Raw genomic sequence first — 5,767 nt, 5'->3', positions numbered from 1 at the left:
AGTCCGCCCAACCGGTGCTGCTGGCCCACCACCTGCTGGCCCACGCCCACCCGCTGCTGCGCGACGTCGACCGGATCGTCGACTTCGACCGGCGCGCCGGGGTGTCGCCGTACGGCTCGGGCGCGCTGGCCGGATCGTCGCTGGGCCTGGACCCCGACGCGATCGCCGCGGAACTGGGCTTCGCCGCCGCCGCCGACAACTCCATCGACGCGACCGCATCCCGGGATTTCGCCGCGGAGGCCGCCTTCGTGTTCGCGATGATCGGGGTGGACCTGTCCCGGCTGGCCGAGGACATCATCCTGTGGAGCTCGACGGAATTCGGCTACGTCACGCTGCACGATTCGTGGTCGACCGGCAGCTCGATCATGCCGCAGAAGAAGAATCCCGACATCGCCGAGCTGGCGCGCGGCAAGTCCGGCCGGCTGATCGGCAACCTGACCGGCCTGCTGGCCACGCTGAAGGCCCAGCCACTGGCTTACAACCGTGACCTGCAGGAAGACAAGGAGCCGGTGTTCGATTCGGTCGCCCAGCTGGAGCTGGTACTGCCGGCGATGGCCGGGCTGGTGGCCAGCCTGACCTTCGACGTCGAGCGGATGGCCGCCCTGGCTCCCGCCGGTTACACGCTGGCCACCGATATCGCCGAATGGCTGGTGCGCCAGGGCGTGCCGTTCCGGTCGGCGCACGAGGCCGCCGGGGCCGCGGTGCGCGCCGCCGAGCAGCGGTCCGTCGGACTCGATGAGCTGACCGACGACGAACTGGCCGCCATCAGCCCCGATCTCACGCCACAGGTGCGGGAGGTCTTGACGATCGAGGGGTCGGTGTCCTCGCGCGACGCGCGCGGCGGCACCGCGCCGGCGCGGGTCGCCGAGCAGATCGAAACCGTCCTGGCCAGCGCCGATCGGCTCAAAAGCCGGCTGGGTGGCGGCACCTGAGATGAGCTTGTTTTCCCTGACGGCCCGGGACGTGCAGACTAGACTTCGGGCTCAAAGCGATCCGGTTGAACGCCAGGGGCCGGGTCCTCGTCACCAAGGGGTGGGAGAACAATGAGCGTCGTCGCCGGCGTCTTCGGTGCGTTACCGCCGCACCGATACTCCCAGCGCGAGCTCACCGACTTCTTCGTCAGCATCCCGGAGTTCGAAGGCTACGAGGACATCGTCCGGCAGCTGCACGCCAGCGCCAAAGTCGGCAGCCGTCATCTGGTGCTGCCGCTCGAGCAGTACCCCGCGCTCACCGACTTCGGCCTGGCCAACCGGATCTTCACCGAACACGCCGTGAAGCTGGGCTGCGAGGCGCTGTCCGGCGCGCTCGAGGAGGCGGGGCTGCGGCCCGAGGACGTCGACGTGCTCATCACCACCACGGTGACCGGCCTGGCGGTGCCCTCCGTGGACGCGCGGATCGCCGCGAAGCTCGGCCTGCGCGACGACGTGCGACGGGTGCCGCTGTTCGGGCTGGGCTGCGTGGCCGGCGCCGCGGGGGTGGCCCGCGTGCACGACTACCTGCGCGGCGCACCCGACGCCGTCGCCGCCCTGATCTCGGTCGAGCTGTGCTCGCTGACCTATCCCGGATACACGCCGTCGCTGGCCGGCATGGTCGGCAGCGCGCTGTTCGCCGACGGGGCCGCGGCGGTGGTGGCCGTCGGCGAGCGTCGTGCCGAACAGCTGGCCGCCAGCGGGCCCAGCATCCTCGACTCGCGCAGCCACCTGTATCCCGATTCGCTGCGCACCATGGGCTTCGACGTGCGAACCACCGGCTTCGAACTGGTGCTGTCCAAGGACGTCGCCGCCGTCGTGGAGCAATACCTCCACGACGACGTCACCGGGTTCCTCGGGGCACACGGGTTGACCACCGCCGACATCGGCGCGTTCGTCAGCCACCCCGGCGGCCCCAAGGTCATCGAGGCGATCAACGCCGCACTCGACCTGCCGCCCGAGGCCCTCGAACTGACCTGGCGGTCGCTCGGCGAGATCGGCAACCTGTCCTCGGCGTCGGTGTTGCACGTGCTGCGCGACACCATGGCCAAGCCGCCGCCGAGCGACAGCCCCGGGCTGATGCTGGCGATGGGGCCTGGATTCTGTTCAGAGCTGGTGCTGTTGCGTTGGCACTGATCCTCGTCCGCGTTTTTTGCGGTGCGACGGCAGGAAGTATCGCCATGAGTGACATGAGAGGCCGCCTGCCATGAACGGCAACACCGAAGAGCTCGTCCGGGCCCTTCGCCAGTCGCTGAAAGAAAACGAGCGGCTCAAGCGCGAAAACCGCCAATATTTGGCCTTATTAGCGGAAAGGGCAACCGAACCGGTCGCGGTGGTGGGCATGGGCTGCCGGTATCCGGGCGCAGTGAACTCGCCGGAGGCTCTGTGGCAGATGGTCGTCGAGGGCCGCGACGTGGTCTCGGAATTCCCCACCGACCGCGGCTGGAACCTGACAGGCCTGTTCGACGACGACCCCGACGCCGTCGGCAAGTCGTACGCCCGGTGTGGCGGATTCCTCTCGGACGTCGGCGATTTCGATGCCGCGTTCTTCGGCATCGCGCCCAGCGAGGCGCTGGCGATGGACCCGCAACAGCGCTTGCTGCTCGAGGTGTCCTGGGAGGCGTTGGAGCGGGCCGGCATCGACCCCGTCACCCTGCGCGGCTCGGCGACCGGCGTGTTCGCCGGGATATTCCACGGCTCCTACGGGGGCCAGGGACGGGTGCCGGGCCACCTGGAGCGATACGGCCTGCGCGGCTCGACGCTGAGCGTGGCCTCGGGCCGGGTGGCCTATTCGCTGGGGTTCGAGGGCCCCGCCGTCTCCGTGGACACGGCGTGTTCGTCGTCGTTGGTGGCCCTGCACCTGGCGGCGCAGTCGTTGCGTTCCGGCGAGTGCGATCTGGCGCTGGCCGGCGGCGTGACGGTGATGGCCACCCCGGCGATGTTCATCGAGTTCAGCCGCCAGCGCGCGCTGGCCGCCGACGGCCGGTGCAAGGCGTACGCGGGCGCCGCCGACGGCACCGGCTTCTCCGAAGGCCTCGGGGTGCTGGTGCTGGAACGGCTGGCCGACGCCCGCCGGCACGGGCATCCGGTGCTGGCCGTGGTCCGCGGATCGGCGGTCAATCAGGACGGCGCGTCCAACGGCCTGGCGACGCCCAACGGGCCATCGCAGCAACGGGTGATCCGGGCGGCGCTGGCCAACGCGCGGCTGGACACCGCCGACGTCGATCTGGTCGAGGGACACGGGACGGGCACCACGCTCGGCGATCCCATTGAGGCCCAGGCGGTTCTGGCCACCTACGGCCAGGACCGGCCGGCCGATCGGCCGCTGTGGCTGGGCTCGATCAAATCGAACATGGGTCACACCTCGGCCGCGGCGGGTGCCGGCGGGGTGATCAAGATGGTGCAGGCGATCCGCCACGGGGTGATGCCCAAGACGCTGCACGTGGATGAGCCGACGCCGCATGTGGATTGGACGGCCGGGGCGGTGTCGCTGCTGACCGAACAGCGGCCCTGGCCGGCCGTGGACCGGCCGCGGCGCGCGGGCGTCTCGTCCTTCGGCATCAGCGGCACCAACGCGCACGTCATCGTCGAGCAGTACGCCGCCGAGCTCGAAAACGCCGCGCCCCCGGGCGATGACGTCATCGTCCCGTGGGTGCTTTCGGCCCGTTCGGGTGAGGCGCTGGCGAACCAGGCCGCGCGGCTGCTGGCCCGCGTGAAGGCCGATCCCCGGGTGCGGGTGCTGGACGTGGGCTGGTCGCTGATCGCCACGCGGTCTCGCTTCGAGCACCGCGCGGTGATCGTGGGCGCCGACGGCGCGCAGCTGCTGCGCGGGCTGGCGGCGCTGGCGGCCGGCGAGCAGGGCGCGGGCCTGGTGGTGGGCCGGGCCCAGCCGATGGGCAAGACGGTGTTGGTCTTTCCCGGCCAGGGCTCGCAATGGGCCGGCATGGGCGCCCAATTGCTGGACAGCTCACCGACATTCGCCGAACACCTGCAGCTGTGCGACAAGGCGCTCGCCGAGCACGTCGACTGGTCGCTGATCGACGTCATCCGCGGGGTGCCGGGCGCACCCGGATTGGACCGCGTCGACGTGGTGCAGCCGGCGCTGTGGGCGGTGATGGTGTCGCTGGCCGAACTGTGGCGCTCGGTGGGCGTCACACCCGACGCGGTGATCGGCCATTCGCAGGGCGAGATCGCGGCGGCCTACGTGGCGGGCGCCCTGTCGCTGGAAGACGCCGCCCGGGTGGTCGCGCTGCGCAGCCGCTTGCTGGTGCGGTTGTCGGGCCGGGGCGGCATGGTCTCGCTGGCCTGCAGCCTGGCGCGCGCCGAGCAGCTCATCGCCGCCTGGGGCGACCGGCTCAACATCGCCACCGTCAACGGCGTTGCGGCGGTGGTGGTCTCGGGCGAGGTGGACGCGCTGGCCGAGCTGATGCAACGGTGCGAGGCCGACAACATCCGGGCCCGCAAGATCGACGTCGACTACGCGTCGCACTCGGCGCAGGTGGAGGCGATTCGGGAGCCCCTCGCCGCCGCGCTGGACGGGCTGGCGCCGCGGTCGTCCGCCGTCACCTTCTTCTCCACGGTCACCGGCGAACCGCTGGACACCGCGGGGCTGGACGCCGACTATTGGTTCCAAAGCATCCGCCGCACCGTGCAATTCGAGAAGGCGGTGCGCAGCGCGTGTGATGCGGGCCATCAGGTGTTCATCGAATCCAGTCCGCATCCGGTGCTGGTGGCCGCCATCGAAGAGACGATGCCCGATGGCGAGCGGGGGTGCGTCATCCCGTCGCTGGGCCGCGATGACGGCGGCCTGGACCGCTTCTGGCTCTCGGCCGCCGCGGCCCACGTCGACGGCGTGGCGGTGGACTGGCGGGCCGCGCTGGCCGGACTCGGTGGCCGCCGCGTCGACCTCCCGACGTATGGGTTTGTCCGGCAACATTTTTGGCTTCCGGGCGGGTCGACCGGTTCACAGGACGTCGCCACCCTGGGCCTGGCCGCCGCCGAGCACGGCCTGCTGGGGGCGGTGGTTCCGCGGCCCGATTCCGGCGGCGTGGTGCTGACCGGCCGGTTGTCCACGGCTGCCCACCCCTGGCTGGCCGATCACGGGGTCGGTGACACGGTGTTGTTCCCGGGCGCGGGGTTCGTCGAGTTGGCCATCCGCGCGGGCGACGAGGTCGGTTGCGGGGTGCTCGACGAGCTGACCACCTCGATGCCTTTGCTGCTGCCCGCGGCCGGGGACGTGCGGGTGCAGCTGGTGGTCGGCGCGCCCGACGAGTCGGACCACCGGCGGCTGGCGGTGTATTCGATTGACGCGCAGCCGGATTCGCAGTGGGTGCTGCATGCCGAGGGGCTGCTGCGGCCGGGCACCGTGACACCGGCCGCCGACCTCTCGAGCTGGCCGCCCGCCGGGGCGACCGCGGTGGACGTCACCGGCGCCTATGAGCGGCTGGCGCGGCGCGGCTACGACTACGGCGGCGCTTTCCAGGGCCTGCGGGCGATGTGGCAGCGCGGCGACGAGATCTTCGCCGAGGTCGCCGTGCCCGACGCCGCCGCCGCCCCCGACGGCGGCTTCGGATTACATCCCGTGCTGTTGGATGCCGCGCTGCACGCGATCGGTGTCGCTGCCGGGAACGACGTCACCGTGCTGCCGTTCTCCTGGCAGGGCGTGTCGTTACACGCGTCGGGTGCGTCGCGGGCGCGGGTCCGGATCGCACCGGCCGGCGCCGGTGCGATCTCGGTGGAATTGGCCGACGGGGCGGGGCTGCCGGTGCTCTCGGTGCGGTCGTTGGCCATGCGCCTCC

At 71.3% G+C, this 5,767-nt stretch carries 3 protein-coding genes; all 3 read left to right on the top strand.

Going from position 1 to position 5,767, the window contains the following annotated elements; genetic code table 11:
• Positions 1-932 (top strand): argininosuccinate lyase (argH, locus tag DQP58_RS25685; protein WP_112710886.1); only part of this gene is annotated, 932 nt, incomplete at its 5' end.
• 111 nt (positions 933-1,043) lie between these two features.
• Positions 1,044-2,105 (top strand): type III polyketide synthase, encoded by a 1,062-nt coding sequence (locus DQP58_RS25680; RefSeq protein ID WP_112710885.1) that lies wholly within the window; start codon positions 1,044-1,046, stop codon positions 2,103-2,105.
• Between the two features lie 70 nt (positions 2,106-2,175).
• Positions 2,176-5,767 (top strand): type I polyketide synthase (locus tag DQP58_RS25675; protein WP_133259441.1); only part of this gene is annotated, 3,592 nt, incomplete at its 3' end.

This window comes from Mycobacterium colombiense (genome assembly GCF_003284975.1).
Taxonomy (GTDB): Bacteria; Actinomycetota; Actinomycetes; order Mycobacteriales; family Mycobacteriaceae; genus Mycobacterium; species Mycobacterium europaeum_A.
The sequence above is the reverse complement of the archived record's forward strand: the minus strand, read 5'-3'. Positions and strand labels throughout refer to the sequence as shown.